General features: G+C 45.4%; 14 protein-coding genes and 2 tRNA genes. 13 read left to right on the top strand and 3 right to left on the bottom strand.

Annotated elements, in window-relative coordinates; genetic code table 11:
- Window positions 1–247: 247 nt before the first annotated feature.
- Both BHV83_RS20700 and BHV83_RS20695 read right to left on the bottom strand, forming a co-directional pair.
- Window positions 248–1,624: a DUF4270 domain-containing protein gene (locus BHV83_RS20700; protein ID WP_005636410.1), complete on the bottom strand. Its 1,377-nt coding sequence runs from the start codon at window positions 1,622–1,624 to the stop codon at window positions 248–250.
- Window positions 1,625–1,634: 10 nt separating this feature from the next.
- Window positions 1,635–2,453: a glycogen/starch synthase gene (locus BHV83_RS20695; protein ID WP_286758009.1), complete on the bottom strand. Its 819-nt coding sequence runs from the start codon at window positions 2,451–2,453 to the stop codon at window positions 1,635–1,637.
- Window positions 2,454–2,552: 99 nt separating this feature from the next.
- Between BHV83_RS20695 and panC the strand changes: the two genes are divergently transcribed.
- The 7 genes from panC to BHV83_RS20660 all read left to right on the top strand — a co-directional run bounded on the left by panC (window position 2,553) and on the right by BHV83_RS20660 (window position 8,874).
- A complete protein-coding gene (panC, locus tag BHV83_RS20690; RefSeq protein ID WP_122203797.1) occupies window positions 2,553–3,392 on the top strand; it encodes a pantoate--beta-alanine ligase in 840 nt (279 codons plus the stop codon).
- A 115-nt stretch (window positions 3,393–3,507) separates the two neighbouring features.
- On the top strand, window positions 3,508–3,879 hold the full coding sequence (panD, locus tag BHV83_RS20685) for an aspartate 1-decarboxylase (protein WP_005636469.1): 372 nt from the start codon (window positions 3,508–3,510) through the stop codon (window positions 3,877–3,879).
- Between the two features lie 84 nt (window positions 3,880–3,963).
- Window positions 3,964–5,286 carry an MATE family efflux transporter gene (locus tag BHV83_RS20680; RefSeq protein WP_286758007.1) on the top strand — a complete coding sequence of 441 codons (1,323 nt, stop codon included), beginning with the start codon at window positions 3,964–3,966 and terminating at the stop codon, window positions 5,284–5,286.
- Between the two features lie 99 nt (window positions 5,287–5,385).
- Window positions 5,386–6,711: a signal recognition particle protein gene (gene ffh / locus BHV83_RS20675; RefSeq protein WP_022321847.1), complete on the top strand. Its 1,326-nt coding sequence runs from the start codon at window positions 5,386–5,388 to the stop codon at window positions 6,709–6,711.
- A 23-nt stretch (window positions 6,712–6,734) separates the two neighbouring features.
- Entirely contained in the window at window positions 6,735–7,631 is an 897-nt protein-coding gene (gene folD / locus BHV83_RS20670) for a bifunctional methylenetetrahydrofolate dehydrogenase/methenyltetrahydrofolate cyclohydrolase FolD (protein ID WP_022321846.1), read from the top strand.
- Window positions 7,628–8,713: a CapA family protein gene (locus tag BHV83_RS20665; RefSeq protein WP_286758005.1), complete on the top strand. Its 1,086-nt coding sequence runs from the start codon at window positions 7,628–7,630 to the stop codon at window positions 8,711–8,713. Before folD ends, BHV83_RS20665 begins: the two co-directional genes overlap by 4 nt.
- Window positions 8,714–8,800: 87 nt before the next feature.
- A tRNA-His gene (locus BHV83_RS20660) sits at window positions 8,801–8,874 on the top strand.
- Between the two features lie 166 nt (window positions 8,875–9,040).
- Here BHV83_RS20660 and BHV83_RS20655 read toward each other — a convergent pair.
- Window positions 9,041–9,127 (bottom strand) — tRNA-Ser (locus BHV83_RS20655).
- 280 nt (window positions 9,128–9,407) lie between these two features.
- Between BHV83_RS20655 and mltG the strand changes: the two genes are divergently transcribed.
- The 6 genes from mltG (at window position 9,408) to BHV83_RS20625 (ending at window position 16,668) form a co-directional block, all read left to right on the top strand.
- Window positions 9,408–10,436 (top strand): endolytic transglycosylase MltG, encoded by a 1,029-nt coding sequence (gene mltG / locus BHV83_RS20650; protein ID WP_374938855.1) that lies wholly within the window; start codon window positions 9,408–9,410, stop codon window positions 10,434–10,436.
- Window positions 10,437–10,654: 218 nt separating this feature from the next.
- Window positions 10,655–12,253, top strand: a complete 1,599-nt coding sequence (locus BHV83_RS20645) for a thiamine pyrophosphate-dependent enzyme (protein WP_122205807.1) — start codon at window positions 10,655–10,657, stop codon at window positions 12,251–12,253.
- A complete protein-coding gene (locus BHV83_RS20640) occupies window positions 12,250–12,834 on the top strand; it encodes an indolepyruvate oxidoreductase subunit beta (RefSeq protein ID WP_022321843.1) in 585 nt (194 codons plus the stop codon). Before BHV83_RS20645 ends, BHV83_RS20640 begins: the two co-directional genes overlap by 4 nt.
- A gap of 4 nt (window positions 12,835–12,838) precedes the next feature.
- Window positions 12,839–13,348, top strand: coding sequence for a TlpA family protein disulfide reductase (locus BHV83_RS20635; RefSeq protein ID WP_005636494.1), 510 nt, complete (start codon window positions 12,839–12,841; stop codon window positions 13,346–13,348).
- A 5-nt stretch (window positions 13,349–13,353) separates the two neighbouring features.
- Window positions 13,354–14,142, top strand: coding sequence for a 4Fe-4S binding protein (locus BHV83_RS20630; RefSeq protein ID WP_122203800.1), 789 nt, complete (start codon window positions 13,354–13,356; stop codon window positions 14,140–14,142).
- A gap of 102 nt (window positions 14,143–14,244) precedes the next feature.
- Window positions 14,245–16,668 carry an alpha-L-rhamnosidase-related protein gene (locus BHV83_RS20625; RefSeq protein ID WP_122205768.1) on the top strand — a complete coding sequence of 808 codons (2,424 nt, stop codon included), beginning with the start codon at window positions 14,245–14,247 and terminating at the stop codon, window positions 16,666–16,668.
- The last annotated feature ends 659 nt before the right edge of the window (window positions 16,669–17,327 follow it).

The raw sequence follows: 17,327 nt of genomic DNA, 5'->3' as shown, positions 1-17,327 counted from the left end.
CTTCAATATAAAAAAGATATGTGCAAAAATGGCTAAAGAAGGTATGGATTGGCTGACTGGACTGTTTTATGAGCTTACAGTAGCTATATTTAGATGCTGGGAACACATAAATCGAAGAAATCCTCAAAATGTCGCAGCTTAAAAAAATGAGCCGATTTTTATAGTCAACGAAAAAAAAGAAGGCGCATCGGGTATTACGACACACCTTCTTTTTTATATCTGATAGATAATAAACAGTCAGTCTTGCTTATCTATATTCAATTGTTACGATACGCATTTCCATTGCGTCTTTGTCGATACGTAGTTTTACACCGGAAGGTTTCAAATAGTTCTCGATGGCGACAGTGTATTCGCTTGTCTGCCCGTAGTAGTTGGTTGTCGTTCCTACTCTGCGCTGTACGGGGATAACGTTGATAACCAGATCTTCATCCGGAGAGTTCTCTATGTGGGTTTTAAGCAGCTTGGCTATGTTTCCGAATGAGTAGGTTCGGGTCGAAGCCACATAAGATCCCCGGAAGGAGGTGATGTTATTTTCTACATTATTGTTTCTAAAGAATGTATCCATAGAATCCTTTGGGAGTATCAGCACGTTAGCGGGAGCTTCAAATGCAAATTTCCAGTCTTCTTGCGGAAGGGCTTTTAAAGAAAGGTCCACATTGCTGACAATACGTCCTTGGATAATAGGAGCAATATCTTGTGCCGGGATTGTCAACTGGGTATATACGCCTGCCGGACTTTTCAGATAAGCGATGCTATCATTGGGTTCCAGCAGATGGCTGATGTCTGTATTCTTGAATCTGTTCAACTGGATAACTTCAGATGTCGCACTGAAAGTCTCCCAAGCCTGTACGATTGAATCCTGGTCGGCAGAGCCTTTTACCGTGTGCTTATAGTAAATGTTCATCTGGGTACTTTCAATGTTCAGGATGTTTCCTGTACCGTATGTATTTGTGACATAAATACCGGGAAAGAACTGATTGAACGTATTCTGGTCATTAAAAACTTCCGGAGTTTTGATTGTCGCGTCATAGAAACGTTGACCTACTTCCTGGGGCATGCGGATAGTTATTCTCGGTTGATAAGTCAGTACGTTATTTGAATTTTTATCATTCCAAAGAGAGTCCGAAACACTTAGATCACGTGCCGTATATGTCTGCATACCTAATGATTTCTGCATATTGCAGTATTGTTCCGGATCGATATTCGTATAAAAATCTCTCGTTAGCGGAGTTGTTACTTCGTATAGTTGTGCACGCATCGGAGTTAGAGAATCACCTGTCCAGCTTCGGCTATAATATATTTTAAATTCGACCGAATCTATTATGCCGTTGTAGGGTGTATACCTGAACCGGAAATTTTCCGGACAGTAGAACTGGCACATAAAATCAGACTTCAGGTTTCCGTACAAAGGATCGTATATTTCCCCTAATGAACCGTAAATTGTCCGGGCATAGACAGAATCAGTCTGTAATGTTTTTGCTTTCATGTAAAATGTGTCCGCATATACCAGCGGTCTGTCATTCTCCGGTTGAATACCTGTTCCTACCTGCGTCAAATCATCATTACACCCGCTCAGAATCGAGATTCCGAGACTCAGGCCAAGTATAAAAAGCTTGATTTTCATGTCTCTAAATTTATTTTGTGCCTAATATGACATCGTAGAATTCGTTGAATTTATTCATATAAACGTCCGGCGACTGATAAGGCAGGAATGGAGTGTGCTTTTTAGTGGCAATATAATCCAACACATCTTGATTGATCGTTTCACTACCCTGTATCACACCATCTGCGAAATCGATGGCGAGCTTGGTCAGCCCGGTGAAGCTTGTATCGGCTTTGATGCCTTTCAGGTCGCTGTCCTTGGCTCCATCCATTTTTAACTTGCTTGCAAATTCTTTTCTGAACGGTGTTTTGAAGTCATCGTTATAAATAGAGTATACGATCTTTGCATCTTTGAGGCAAGGATCGTCAGCATACATACGTTTGATGTACAGGGCTGTTAGCGCTGACATCCAACCATGACAGTGAATGACGTCCGGTATCCAACGGAGTTTTTTCACTGTTTCCAATACACCACGAACGTAGAAGATCGAACGGTCGTCGTTATCCTCGTATTCGTTTCCATCATCGTCGCTGATAGTATGTTTTCTTTGGAAGAAATCTTCATTATCAATGAAGTATACTTGCATGCGGGCTGCCTGAATGGATGCTACCTTTATGATCAGCGGGTGATCGGTATCATCAATGATGAGATTCATACCCGAAAGCCGGATTACTTCGTGCAACTGGTTGCGGCGTTCGTTAATGCTACCGAACTTGGGCATGAAAGTCCTAATTTCGCGACCACGCTCCTGTATGCCTTGTGGCAGGTTTCTGCATATCGTTGCAATCTCTGATTCGGGAAGGTAGGGTGTTATTTCTTGAGCTATAAACAAGATTTTTTTTGCATCCATTCTGTAAACTAGTTTTATAAAGACGCTACAAAGATACAAAAATTCTTTCATTTACCGCAATTATTTATTTGCTTTGCACCGTCAATAAGCATCTAAAGGATGAAAATAGTAAACAGTATTAAAGAATTGAAGAGTTATCTCGCTGAAGAAAAGCGTAATAACAAACAAATTGGCTTTGTTCCCACTATGGGAGCATTGCATGACGGACACTTGAGCCTGGTTGAACGTTGTGTGAAAGAAAATGACGTGTGTGTAGTCAGTGTTTTTGTCAATCCAACCCAGTTTAACGACAAGCACGACCTTGAAACGTATCCTCGTACGTTGGATAAAGACTGTACTCTGTTGGAGCCGGTCGGTTGCGATTATGTATTTGCGCCGTCGGCAGAAGAAATGTATCCGGAGCCAGATACCCGCACATTCGATTTCGGCACTGTTTCGGCCGTAATGGAAGGGGCGCGCCGTCCCGGACATTTCAATGGGGTTGCTCAGATCGTGAGCAAACTTTTTTATGTAGTCGAACCGGATAATGCCTATTTTGGTGAAAAAGATTTCCAGCAGATCGCTGTGATCCGTGCTATGGTGAAACAACTGGATATACCGGTAAAGATCAACGACTGTCCGATTTTGCGTGAAGCAGACGGTCTGGCATTGAGTAGCCGTAATGTGCGCTTGACACCCGAACAACGTCAAAAAGCTCCGTTAATAGCTCGTACGTTAAAAGAAAGTGCTAACTTTGTGCCCGAAAAGAGTGTGCAGGAGGTGATCGACTATGTTGTCAACACAATAAATGCCGATCCTATTATGCGTGTGGAATACTATGAGATTGTAGATGGCAATACGATGGAGTCCATCAAGAACTGGTCCGATACGACTTATCCGGTAGGATGTATTACGGTATATTGCGGAGAGGTTCGTCTGATAGATAATATTAAGTACTAAATATAGATTTATGATTTATGAATGATGATTTGTTTCCTGAATAATCATAAGTTTTATATGGAAGAAACAAGCGTAGCTAAATAATTCATAAATCATAAATCATAAATCAGATCGTATGTTTATAGAAGTAGTTAAATCAAAGATTCACCGGGTAACGGTAACGGAAGCCAATCTGAATTATATAGGAAGTATCACTGTTGACGAGGATTTGCTGGATGCCGCCAATCTGATTGCCAACGAAAAGGTCGCTATTGTGAATAATAATAACGGTGAACGTTTTGAAACGTATATCATTAAAGGTGAACGAGGTTCGGGAGTGGTTTGTCTGAATGGAGCTGCTGCACGCAAAGCACAACCTGGCGATATCATCATTATTATGTCGTATGCCTTGATGGATTTTGAGGAGGCGAAAACATTTAAGCCGTCGGTTGTGTTTCCTGATACGGCAACCAATAAACTGATTGAAGCATCGGTAGCTGAAAAATAAATGCGATAGCATATAAAGAAGAAGCTCGCCTGATGTGGCGGGCTTTTTTTATGAGTATGGATTTCCTTCGTGAATAATATTAATATGTACACAAACAGGCAAATTTGGAATGTTAGTTATCCAATCTTTTTGAGTCTTCTGGCACAGAATGTCATTAATGTGACGGACACCGCGTTTTTGGGCCGGGTCGGTGAAATCGAGTTAGGAGCTTCGGCAATGGGCGGCTTGTATTATATATGTGCCTTTACGATCGCTTTTGGGTTTAGTACCGGATCGCAGATCATCATGGCTCGCCGTAATGGGGAGCGGAATTATAAGGAAGTTGGGCCGGTAATGATACAGGGAGTCTTTTTCCTGCTTATGTTGGCTGCCGTCATGTTTATTTTGTCACGTCTGTTTGCCGGGGATATTATGCGGGTACTGATTTCTTCCGATACGATTCTGAATGCCACGGAAGAATTCTTGGACTGGCGTGTGTTCGGGTTCTTTTTCTCTTTTGTGAATGTGATGTTCCGTGCTTTGTTTATCGGTATTACCCGGACGAAGGTGCTGACACTGAATGCTGTTGTGATGGCGTTGACGAATGTGCTGCTGGACTACCTGTTGATATTCGGTAACTGTGGCTTTCCGGAATTGGGTATAAAAGGAGCGGCTATCGCTTCGGTGATGGCGGAGGCGGTGTCTATCGTGTTTTATATGGTTTATACTCGGATGACGGTGGATATCAAGAAGTATGCACTGAGCCAGTTTCGATCGTTCGATGTTAAATTGCTGAGGCGTGTGTTGGATATCTCTATATTTACGATGTTGCAATATTTTATTTCGCTCAGTACTTATTTCATGTTGTTTGTGGCTGTGGAACATTTAGGGCTGCGAGAACTGGCGGTTGCGAATATTGTCCGGAGTGTTTACATCGTTTTATTGATCCCTGTCAATTCTTTATCGACGGCAACGAATACGTTTGTGAGTAACAGCATCGGGGCGGGGCATAAGGACCAGGTTATCCCGATCATTCGTCATATAACTTGGATATCGTTAGGAATCATGGCTGTTTTTGTGTCTGTCACTTGTCTGATTCCTTCTACGATATTATCGGTTTATACCAATGACGTGACTTTGATACAAGCTTCGATCCCTTCCCTTTATGTGATTTCAGGCGCTTTGCTGATCGGAGCGGTTGCCAATATCGTGTTCAACGGAGTGACGGGTACGGGAAATACTCGTTCGGCTTTTGTGATGGAGTTGGCTACCCTTGTTTTCTATACATTGTTTATATATGTGGTCGGAATGCGCTTGCATATGCCGGTTGCTATCTGTTTCATGACCGAGGTGGTGTATTATACCGGTTTATTGGTCGCAAGTGTCATTTATTTAAAGAAAGCATCTTGGCAAAATAAGAAAATCTGACTCGGAATTTGTGATCTTTTCTTTATTCGTCAGTTTTTCTTACCTTTGCCTCTCATTCGAAGAATAGAAAATAGAATAAAATAAATATACATACGAATTATGTTTGAGAATTTAAGCGAAAGGTTAGACAGATCGTTTAAACTGTTGAAAGGTGAAGGTAAGATCACGGAAATCAATGTGGCTGAAACATTGAAAGATGTGCGTAAAGCATTACTTGACGCCGACGTAAACTATAAAGTAGCCAAAGGTTTTACCGATACGGTAAAGGCGAAAGCATTAGGACAGAATGTGCTTACATCCGTTAAGCCCAGTCAGTTAATGGTCAAGATTGTGCATGATGAGTTGGCAGACCTGATGGGAGGAACGGCTACCGATCTGGATCTGAAGGGTAGTCCGGCAATCATCCTGATGTCCGGTTTGCAAGGTTCCGGTAAAACGACTTTTTCAGGTAAGTTGGCAAATTTGCTGAAGACTAAGAAAAATAAAAAGCCGCTGTTGGCAGCTTGTGACGTGTATCGTCCGGCCGCTATCGAGCAGTTGCGTGTGGTCGGCGAACAGGTTGGAGTACCTGTTTATATGGAACTGGAAAACAAGAATCCGGTGGAGATTGCGATGAACGCGATTCGCGAAGCACGTGCGAAAGGCAACGATGTCGTGATTGTCGATACCGCTGGTCGTTTGGCTATTGACGAGCAGATGATGAAAGAGATCGCTGCGATCAAGAGTGCTATTCAGCCGGATGAAACCTTGTTCGTGGTCGATTCCATGACTGGGCAGGATGCTGTCAACACGGCGAAAGAATTTAACGAGCGTCTCGATTTTGACGGTGTTGTCCTGACGAAGCTCGACGGTGATACTCGCGGTGGTGCCGCTCTTTCTATCCGAACGGTGGTCGACAAACCGATCAAGTTCGTCGGAACGGGCGAAAAGATGGATGCTTTGGATATCTTCCACCCTGAACGTATGGCAGACCGTATCCTTGGTATGGGTGATATCGTTTCTTTGGTGGAACGTGCGCAGGAGCAGTATGATGAAGAAGAGGCCAAACGCTTGCAGAAGAAAATTGCCAAGAATCAGTTCGACTTCAACGACTTTATTTCTCAGATCCAGCAGATCAAGAAGATGGGTAACCTGAAAGAGCTGGCCTCTATGATTCCGGGCGTAGGCAAGGCTCTGAAGGATGTGGATATTGACGACAATGCTTTCAAGAGCATCGAAGCGATCATCTACTCTATGACTCCCGAAGAACGTACGAATCCGGCAATCCTGAACGGTTCACGTCGTCAGCGTATTGCCAAAGGTAGCGGTACGACGATCCAGGAAGTGAACAAGCTGATCAAGCAATTCGATGAAACGCGCAAGATGATGCGTATGCTGACGGCTGCCAAACCGGGAAGCAAGAAATTTCCTTCATTCAGAAGATAAAACCTGAAAAGATAATAGAGAATATGGAAGAACAACAGTATAAGCTATTGGACGGAAAAGCCGTTTCGGCTCAGATGAAGCAGGAGATGGCGGAAGAAGTGGCCCGTATCAAGGCTACCGGTGGTAAAATCCCTCATTTGGCTGCCATATTGGTCGGTCATGATGGAGGAAGTGAAACATATGTCGCAAGTAAGGTCAAGACATGTAATGAGATCGGTTTTAAATCGTCTCTGATCCGTTATGAAGCCGATGTTACCGAAGAAGAACTTCTTCGCAAAGTGGACGAACTGAACAACGATCCGGACGTGGATGGTTTTATCGTACAGCTCCCGCTTCCGAAACATATCTCTGAACAGAAGATTATCGAAGCGATCGACTACCGTAAGGATGTAGATGGTTTCCATCCGATCAATGTGGGTCGTATGTCTATCGGTCTCCCTTGTTTCGTGTCGGCAACTCCGGCTGGCATCTTGGAGCTGTTGAGGCGTTACGAGATTCCTACTCGCGGTAAACATTGCGTGGTGCTGGGGCGTAGTAATATCGTGGGCAAACCGATGGCTACTTTGATGATGCAGAAAGCCTATCCGGGCGATTGTACGGTTACTGTTTGCCACAGTCGTTCCGAGAACCTGAAGGAAATGTGCTTGAGTGCCGACATTATTATTGTGGCATTGGGTGTCCCCGAATTCCTGAAAGGCGATATGGTAAAAGAAGGGGCTGTGATCGTGGATGTGGGAACGACACGTGTGCCGGATGCGACTCGCAAAAGCGGCTTTAAGTTGACTGGCGATGTTAAGTTTGACGAGGTCGCTCCTAAGTGTTCTTATATCACGCCGGTTCCGGGTGGTGTAGGTCCGATGACGATTATTTCTTTGATGCGTAATACGCTTTTAGCCGGAAAGAAAGAGATTTATAAATGAAAATCCTCCTCTCCGGGTTTTGTCTTTTGAGCTTTCTGTCTTTATCTGCTCAGGACTCGCTGACAATTTTGTTTGCCGGTGATGCCATGATGCACCAGAAACAACTTGACAATACCCGGAGGGGAGATTTTTTTGATTTGGGTAGCTATTTTGCCAATATCGAGAGAGAGGTGAAATCTGCCGATATTGCTGTTGTGAACTTCGAAGTCCCGTTAGGAGGGGAGCCATATAGTGGTTATCCGGCTTTCAGCGCTCCGGAAGACTTCGCTTTGGCTTTGCAAAAAGCAGGTTTCGACTTCTTCTTGTTAGCCAATAATCATTGTTTAGATAGGCGGACTCGCGGATTTGTCCGTACTATCCAGGCACTGGATTCTCTCGGAATCCGTCATACCGGAACCTTTCTTGACTGTGATCACCGTCACCGCACATATCCGATGTTGCTCCGTAAGAAGGATTTTCGTATCATCATGCTCAACTATACCTATGGTACCAACGGTTTGAAAGTCGATATACCCCGAATCATCAATTATATCGATAAGGAGATAATGAAGGGTGATATTGCCGAAGCCAAGCTCTTTAATCCGGATTTTATTATAGCTAATATGCATTGGGGATTGGAATACGAACGGATACCTTCCCGTGAACAACGTGAACTGGCCGATTGGCTGATGCGGCAGGGTGTCGATCTGGTTATAGGCAGTCACCCTCATGTTGTTCAGCCAATGGAGCTTCGCAGGGGAAAGGAGGGAGTTACCGACCGTCTGGTTGTTTATTCATTGGGTAATTTTATATCGAACATGAGCCGGGAACATACCGATGGGGGTGTCATGGTGAAAGTCGTTTTAGGTCGGAAGGGGTTGCGCCGATATATTGTTTCCGCACAATATTCGTTGATTTATTCTTCCCGTTATAAGAATGAACAAGGAAAAGAAGATATTCGGGTGGTTCCGGCGGCCTCTTGGTCGGGAAAGAATCAAAATTCCTCTTTTTCAGTCGATTCAGCATTGATTAAGTATGTAAATAATACGCGTTTGTTTTTAAAAGGTAACAATAAGGAGGTCGAAGAGTATATTTTTGAATAAAAAAATGCTCGAATTATTTGCAGTTTAAAATAAAACCTCTATCTTTGCACCGTCTTAAAGAGATAAACACTTGATAAGATAAATATGGTGAGAATAGCTCAGTTGGTTAGAGCATCGGATTGTGGTTCCGAGGGTCGTGGGTTCGAGTCCCATTTTTCACCCGTAAGGCTGTCTGTGAAGGCAGCCTTTTTTTTGTTTGTTTTCCCTTGTGGTTCCGGTGTGATCCCGGATCATGATCCGGGATCCCTTCTTTTGTGATTTCGTTTTTTTTTTGTGTGGGTTTAAAACAACAAAGGCTGTCAACTTTTCAATTGACAGCCTTTGGAGCGGAAGCGGGGGGATTCGAACCCCCGGTACGGTTACCCGTACGTCAGTTTAGCAAACTGGTGGTTTCAGCCACTCACCCACACTTCCATGAGTTTCGCGCCTCATTTCCTTGAATTGCGCTGCAAAGATATGCTTAAGTTTTTAAATATACAAAGCATTTGGTGTATTATTTTAAAAGAAAAAAGACTTATTCTTGCACATGATTGGCAATCAGAGGTTTTCAATCCTACAAAAGTGAACACTTTTTTCTTCCCGATTGCAATGCTTGGAATAAGTTAGAAAGAGGTAGGGCATTCGGGAAAAAGATATTATTTTTGTGGCCGGTTCTGAGATACAGCAGACTATATATAATATGGAGAAAAAAAAGATGCGAAAGCATACTCTCATTGTTGGAATCCTCTCGTTTATCATCCTCCTGTTAGCAGGTGTGGGATTCTGGGCATACTGTTTGATACTTGCACCTGATTTCGAGCCGCGCAAGACTGTATATGTTTATATTGACGAGAAGAAAGATTTTGGCGATCTCTGTCGCCAGTTGGTCGACTCTGCCGGTTGCCGGCGTATCGGGAGTTTCAAGCAGCTTGCCGGAATGCTGAAATATCCCACCAATATGCGTACCGGACGTTATGCTGTGGAGCCGGGTATGAATAACCTGGCATTGCTTAACAACCTGCGTCGGGGGCATCAGGAAGCTACTCGAATCACTTTTAATAATATACGCTTCAAGTTGGATCTGGCCGAAAGACTTGCCGGGCAGTTAATGATCGAGGAGGATGATCTGCTACCATTGCTTGTTGATTCCGTCAACTGTGCATCATTAGGTTTTACGACTGAGACGATCCTTGCGCTGTTTATTCCGAATACTTATGAGGTATACTGGAATATTTCCGCTGAGAAGTTGATGCAGCGTATGCAGCGTGAATATAAGATTTTCTGGAATGACGCTCGCTTGGCAAAAGCGAAAGAAATTGGGATGACACCGGTCGAAGTTGCCATTCTTGCCTCTATTGTGGAAGAAGAGACGGCTGCCGTAGACGAATATCCTATTGTAGCAGGTCTATATATTAATCGCTTGCAGCGTGGCATTCCCCTTCAGGCGGATCCGACCGTGAAGTTTGCCGTGGGAGATTTCTCTCTCCAGCGCATTCTGTTCGAGCATCTGGAGATCGATTCTCCCTACAATACCTACAAACATGCCGGACTTCCTCCCGGACCACTCCGTATCCCGACTATTAGGGGATTGGATGCCGTGTTGAACCACATGAAGCATAACTATCTATATATGTGCGCGAAGGAAGATTTTTCCGGACGGCATAATTTTGCGGCCACTCTTGCCGAGCATAATCGTAATGCTAACCGCTACCGGGCAGAATTGAACAGACGGAAAATCCGGTAGGCAATATGGAAACATTTTCCCGGTATGCCACGATCGTTTCATTATAGGGAAACGGCAGTGCCATTATAAGGAAACGAGAGTTCCACCATAGGGAAACAACAGTTTCATGCCTATGAAACTAAAAATCCAATATAGCTCGGTTGTTGCGGATATGGGTAAAAGTCTTATCTTTGTGGAGAGATAACAGAAAAAATCAAGTGAAACAAAATAAACGTTACATGGAAAAACATCTATTTTTAGGGGATGAGGCCGTGGCACAAGCTGCTATCGATGCCGGTCTGTCCGGTGTTTATGCCTATCCGGGGACCCCTTCGACCGAGATAACCGAATTTATACAGGGTTCGGCCGTCGCAAAGGAAAGGGGGATTCACTGCCGTTGGAGCACGAATGAAAAAACTGCAATGGAAGCTGCGTTGGGTATGAGCTACGCAGGCAAGCGAGCTCTTTGCTGTATGAAGCATGTGGGGCTGAACGTTGCCGCCGACTGTTTTATGAATGCTGCTATGAGCGGTGTCAATGGTGGTATGATTATCATTACAGCCGATGATCCTTCGATGCACTCTTCACAGAATGAACAAGACAATCGTATGTATGGCAACTTTGCCATGATCCCGATGCTTGAGCCGGCCAGCCAGCAGGAAGCATACGACATGGTATATGACGGGTTTGAATTATCCGAAAAACTGGGCTATCCCGTTTTGGTGCGTATCACTACCCGTATGGCCCACTCCCGTGCAGGTGTGGTCAGACGTGAACAAAAGGTGGAAAACAAAATGCATACGCCCGAAGATGGACGTCAGCGTTTCATCCTTCTTCCTGCACTAGCTCGTAAGCGCTTTAAGACGTTGATTGCGGCGCAGGATACGTTTACCGCTTTTTCTGAAGCCTCACCTTATAATGCCTATTTCGACGGTCCGAATAAGGAGCTCGGCATCATTACGACCGGTATTGCGTTCAACTATCTTTCGGAGAACTATCCTGACGGTTTTGAACATCCGGTATTGAAGATCAGCCAGTATCCGTTACCTCTCAAAATGGTCGAAAAGATCGTTCGTGAATGCAAGGAAATCCTTGTACTCGAAGAGGGATATCCGGTAGTCGAGGAGCAACTGAAAGGTTTCCTTGGGATTGGTATCCAGGTGCATGGCCGTCTTGACGGAACATTGCAACGCGACGGTGAGCTGACTCCCGATGCTGTCGGTAAGGCGCTGGGTAAGCGGATCGAGAGCTACTATGCCACTCCGGAGGTTGTCGAACAACGTCCGCCTGCATTGTGCCAGGGGTGCGGACATCGCGATATGTATGAAGCGCTGAACGAGGTTCTGGCCGGGTACAAAGGAGCCAAAGTGTTCGGTGATATCGGCTGTTATACGTTAGGGGCTTTGCCTCCTTTCCGGGCGATCGATACTTGTATCGACATGGGAGCCTCTATCACGATGGCTAAAGGAGCTTCCGATGCGGGCGTTTATCCCGCAGTGTCGGTGATAGGCGACTCGACATTCACGCATTCCGGTATGACTGGCTTGCTTGATTGCGTCAATGAAAACACGAATATCACGATCGTTATTTCCGATAACGAGACAACGGCTATGACTGGCGGACAGGATTCAGCAGGAACAGGCCGTATCGAATCGATTTGTGCCGGTATCGGTGTTGATCCGGCCCATATCCGCGTCATGGTTCCTTTGAAGAAGAACTACGACGAGATGAAAGCGATCATTCGTGAAGAGATCGAATATAAAGGCGTATCCGTCTTGATTCCCCGTCGTGAATGTATCCAGACATTAACAAGAAAGAAAAAAGCAAGCAGGAAATGAAAGCAGACATCATATTATCCGGTGTGGGAGGACAGGGCATCCTCTCCATCGCTGCCGTTATCGGAGAAGCCGCGTTAAAAGAAGGTTTGTATATGAAGCAAGCCGAAGTTCATGGAATGAGCCAGCGTGGGGGGGATGTGCAGTCAAACCTCCGCCTGTCCGACCAGCCGATTGCGTCTGACCTGATCCCACTAGGGCAGGCTGATCTGATCATCTCGCTCGAACCTATGGAAGCGCTCCGCTATCTGCCTTATCTGAAGAAGGACGGGTGGCTGGTGACCAATTCGCAGCCGTTCATCAACATCCCCAACTATCCGGAGATGGGAAATGTGAATGAAGAACTGGAGAAACTGCCGCATAAGGTCGTGCTGGATGTGGAAGCTATCGCCAAGGAGGTGGGTTCCGTTCGTGCGGCCAATATCGTGATGCTGGGAGCTGCTGCCCCCTTTATTGGCATCGAATATGATAAGATTGCTGATGGTATCCGCCGCATCTTCGGACGTAAAGGCGAAGAAATCGTAGAAATGAACCTTAAGGCTCTGAAAGCAGGCTACGATGTAGCACAGAGCATGCAAAAGTAATAAAATGAAAAAGTATGTATTCCTTGCCTTTTTTGCTCTCATTGCTTTTGTTGTAAAGGCGCAGGATGAGAGTGGTGATCTTGTAAAAGAAGGACAACAGATGCCGGCTTTTACGATTATGAACGACAATGGTACGCAGGTACCTTCTTCTTCTTTGAAGGGAAAAGTGATCTTGGTAAATTTTTTTGCAACCTGGTGTCCTCCTTGTCAGAAGGAGCTTGCAGAGGTGCAAAAGATGCTCTGGCCGAAGTATAAGGACAACAAAGATTTCGTCCTGTTGGTGATCGGGCGTGAGCATACAGACGTTGAATTGCAGAAGTATAACGAAAAGAAAGGTTTTACCTTTCCCTTATATCCTGATAAGAACCGGGCTATCTATGGCGCATTTGCCAAAAATCTGATCCCGCGTAGCTATCTGGTTGACAAGACTGGTAAAGTGGTATATGCGACCAAAGGCTATAGCGACGAGGAATTTGCTGAACTGATGAAAAGGATTGAAGCAGCTTTAAAATAAGGAATATGGAATATAAGAATGTACATATCATTTATTTCTCTCCGACGCATACTTCGGCTAAGACTGCTTATGCGATTGCGGAAGGACTGAGTGGTGACGTATTGCTGGAGTCGGACATTACTTATGATGCTCCGGCGGAAGAACTTGAGATCCATGACGATGAACTGACTATCGTGGCCGCTCCCGTCTATGGTGGGCGTGTAGCCGAAACGGCGATGGAGCGCCTCCGGGCTTTCCATGCTCATCAGGCTCCGGTCGTTCCGGTCGTGGTTTACGGTAACCGTGATTACGAGGATGCGTTGAAGGAATTGTCCGACACGTTAGTCGATGCCGGTTTTGTCCCTGTTTCGGCAGGTGCTTTTGTGGGAGAGCATTCTTTCAGCCGTAAGGATATGCCCATCGCCGCCGGGCGTCCCGATGAGGCCGATCATGAAGCTGCCGTCAGGTTCGGACGTGCCATCAAGGAGAAGCTCGAAAAGGTGGACGAACTTTCCTGTCTGAAGCCGTTGGAGATGAAAGGTAATTTTCCCTACAAGGTGAAAGGTCCTTCCACGCCGCAGGCTCCAGTGACGGATGAGGACTTGTGTACGCAATGCGAATATTGTATCGATGTATGCCCCGTATCGGCTATTTCGATTGTCGATGACCGTATGTTCAGTGACCCGGCGACTTGTATCAAGTGTTGTGCTTGTGTGAAGGAATGTCCCGAAGGTGCCCGTACGTTTGATACTCCTTATACAGCGATGCTGCATAAGAACTTTAGTGTCCGCCGCGAACCGGAGTTGTTTATTTGATTTTCTAAAATATCAGTTAATAGCCGATTCCACGGAGATTCAGTTTCTGAACCGAGGGATCGGCTTTTGCCTATATCCTTATTTGTTTAATATCTAATACCAATGTATCGAATGAAGACACGTGTACTGATTTTTCTTTTTATGCTTTGTAGTCTGTCGCTTGACGCCCAGATCCGTTTGGAAGGTTACCGACAAGCCGACATCAATCCCGAACTTCTTACCGGACGCTGGAAAGCACACTGGATTTCCATGCCAGGAGAACCTGCCAATGTGTATGGCGTCTACCACATGCGCAAGACGTTCGAACTGGATGAAGTCCCATCCCGTTTTATTGTTCATGTGACGGCTGACAATCGTTACAAGCTCTATTTAAACGGCCGTTTTGTCTCACTTGGACCTGCACGTGGGGATATCTATAACTGGAATTTTGAAACGGTCGATCTGGCTCCTTACCTGATAAAGGGAAAAAACGTGTTGGCAGCTGTGATCTGGAATTATGCCGAGCAGAAGCCGGTTGCACAGATCAGCTTTAATCAGACCGGATTCCTTCTACAAGGAAATACGGAGGTTGAGACTGTGGTCAATACGGATGCTTCCTGGCTGTGCATGAAGAACGAAGCCTATGCTCCTTGGCACAAGCCTGTCTTAGGCTATTATGTGGCGGGGCCTGGCGAACTTCTTTCTGCGTCGAAGTATCCTTGGGGATGGGAACAGTCTGCTTACGATGATAGTAAGTGGTTGCCTGCCCACACGGGAATCGAGGGAGGAGTGAAGGGATCGCGCGACTATCCTGGACGCCTGCTTGTTCCTTGTCCAATTCCCCCGATGGACTTGCTGTCTGAGCGTTTTGAGGCTGTGCGTATATCCGAGGGGGTGAAGATTCCTGCCGGATTCCTGAAAACAAAAACTTCACTGACGGTTCCTGCAAATAGCAAGGTGCATCTCCTGCTTGACAATGGCAAGCTGACAACGGGCTATCTTTCCCTTTTGTTTAGTCGCGGCAAGAATGCTGAAATTACGATTGCTTATGCCGAAGCTCTGTATGAAGGCAAGGAGCAGGGTACGACTAAATCTTATTCGCTTCCGGCAAAGGGAAACCGTGATGAGGTAGAAGGTAAAAGATTCATAGGGTATGAAGATAAAGTGATTGCCGATGGGGGCGAGGGGCGCGATTTTACCACTCTTTGGTGGCGTACGTGGCGTTATGTGGATCTGACGATCTCGACCGCTGACGAACCGCTTGTACTGGAAGATGTCTATGGTACGTTCTCTGCTTATCCTTTCCGATGCGAGATCGCTTTTTCTGCACCCGGACATGACGAGTTGAACAAGATGCTAGAGATAGGCTGGCGTACTGCACGTCTTTGTGCGAACGAGACTTATATGGATTGCCCTTATTACGAGCAGTTACAGTATTTCGGCGATACTCGTATCCAGGCGATGATTACCTTATATAATACGCATGATGCTTATATGGTGAAGAATGCAATCGAGCAGGGGAGGCAGTCGGTCGTAGCAGATGGAATTACGATGAGTCGCTACCCGTCGAGTTTACATCAGTTCATTTCTTCCTTCTCGCTTTGGTGGATTTGTATGGGACATGACTACTGGATGTACCGTGGGGATGAGGCTTATATGAAGACTTTGCTGCCTGCTTATCGTGGGGTACTTTCTTGGTACGAGCAGTGGTTGAAGCGAGATCATAGCCTAGGGTATGTACCGCATTGGTTCTTTGCCGACTGGGCTGCCGGTTTCCAGTCGGGCGAGCCTGTACGTGAAAAGGATGGGAATTCTGCTTTTCAGGACTTGGTGTATATCTTGACGCTCGAATCGGCTGCTGAAATGGAACGGGCTTTCGGCATCCCGTCGATAGCGGATCATTATACACAGATCGCTTCTGCGATTCGGGGAACGATCCGGGAGAAATACTGGGATGCTACCCGGGGATTGTTTGCCGATACTTATGATCACCGAAGTTTCTCGCAACATGTCAACTCGTTGGCTATACTGGCTGGTATCGTGACAGGCGAGGAGGCTACGAGGGTGATGGAGCGTACATTGAACGATTCGTCATTGATACAGGCGACAATCTACTTCCGTTATTATGTGCATCAGGCATTGAAGGTAGCCGGTATGGGAGATCACCTGCTCGACAATCTACAGATTTGGCGAGACCAGATGGCATTGGGGCTGACAACTTGGGCGGAGATGCCCGAACCGACCCGTTCCGATTGCCATGCTTGGGGAGCCAGCCCTAACATTGAGTTTTTCCGTATCTTGTTAGGTATAGACAGCAATGCACCGGGCTTCAAGTCTATCCGTATCGCTCCGTCATTGGGTGACCTGAAAGAAGTGTCAGGTACGATGCCGCATCCAGTGGGTAGTGTGACTGCTTCCTACAAACTCGATAAGAAGGGTAAACTGACGGCACGTCTTATATTGCCGACGGGTACGGATGGTGTTTTCGTTTGGAAAGGAAAAGAATATCAACTCAAATCCGGTGAACAGGTCTTAACGGTAGAATAGGTTATCAGGCTTCCCCTTATTGTTTAAAGTGATCCTGAAAACAGAAAAGAAGCTCGAATCAAGTTGCATTTGACATACTTTTTTTCGGGCTTAAAAGAGATTGAAAAACGATTTATCCCGTAAGATGCGCAGATAATTACCATGACGACCGTCTTCATTGCTATGAAGTCCGACTTTGTGTATGACGAGTTCGGCACTTCGCGGCGATGAAGACGGTCGTCATGGAAATGAGGTGTCTGGTCCCTCAAAAATAGCCACTATTTTCTAACCTGTTTCCGTACGGTCTCCCTGTCCGGATTCAAATATTCGATTCTCCGAAAGTTAAGGTTTATCGGAATGTGTAGGATAAGGGAGGCTTGCTTGACAAAATATATGGTTTTGAGATGAGGTAGGCAGGTCTTTTATGCGTATGTCACAAAAAGCAGGATTTTAGCAGAGAAAAGTCAATTTGAAATCATCCGTTTTGAGGATCGAAATAGAAAAACAGTAGGTTATTGTAAAAAATGCTGTATCATTTCTCGCACATGCGTACCATATAATAACATCTCATTTCAGATAAAGAACGTATAAAAAAGTTTTCAAACCATTTGGAAGTTTGTATTAGAAGAATTACTTTTGCACCCGCATTCGAGCGAGAAGGTCGGCAGTTAACATGATGA

The organism is Parabacteroides sp. merdae-related_45_40 (assembly GCF_001915675.1).
This window is presented reverse-complemented; position numbering and strand designations above follow the sequence as displayed.